Genomic DNA, 752 nt, shown 5'->3' on the forward strand with positions numbered 1-752 from the left:
GACGGGCGGCATGAGCCTCGAGGAGCGCCGCGTCACCGGCGAATTGTTGCAGCCGATCAAGCAGCATTGCTCACTCGTCATCGTCGAGCACGATCTCGATTTCATCCGCGACATCTGCGACCGCCTGACCGTGCTCGACCAGGGCAAGGTGCTGGCGTCGGGGACGGTCGCGGAAATCCAGGCCAACAAGAACGTCCAGGAGATCTATCTTCGCCGTGCCTGAGCAAACCTTCCTCGATATCAAGCATCTCGATGCCGGTTACGGCCGCAGCCAGGTCCTGTTCGATGTCAACATCGGCATTCCCTGGCGCGGCGGCGTTGCCGTGCTCGGCCGCAACGGCGCCGGCAAGACCACGCTGATGAAGACCATCGTCGGCGAGCTCACGAGCTCGCAGGGCGAACTGTTCTTCGACGGCCGCGACATCACGCGGCGCCGCACCGAGGAGCGCGTGCGCTCCGGCATCGGCTATGTGCCGCAGGAGCATTCGGTGTTCGCCCGCCTGTCGGTGCGCGACAACCTCGCGGTCGGCTCGCTGACCAATTCCGATGCGAGCGCGGTCGATCGCGTGCTCGAGATCTTCCCCAAGCTCGGTCAGCGCCTCGACCAGCCGGCCGGCACGCTGTCCGGCGGTGAGCGCAAGATGCTGGCGATCGGCCGCGCCATGCTCGGCAATCCGAAGCTGCTGCTGTTGGACGAGCCGACCGAGGGTGTCTGGATCGGCGTGATCGAGGAGATCACCGAGCGGCTGATC

The 752-nt window shown here is 65.6% G+C and carries 2 protein-coding genes; both read left to right on the plus strand.

Annotated elements, in window-relative coordinates:
* Positions 1 to 223, plus strand: a 223-nt coding sequence (locus tag AC628_RS41460) for an ABC transporter ATP-binding protein C-terminal domain-containing protein (RefSeq protein WP_502689842.1), incomplete at its 5' end; no start/stop codon positions are given.
* On the plus strand, positions 216 to 752 hold a 537-nt coding region (locus AC628_RS41465), incomplete at its 3' end, for an ATP-binding cassette domain-containing protein (protein ID WP_074132549.1). The genes AC628_RS41460 and AC628_RS41465, both read left to right, overlap by 8 nt.

It is taken from the genome of Bradyrhizobium sp. NAS96.2 (assembly GCF_001908235.1).
In the GTDB taxonomy this organism is placed as follows: domain Bacteria; phylum Pseudomonadota; class Alphaproteobacteria; order Rhizobiales; family Xanthobacteraceae; genus Bradyrhizobium.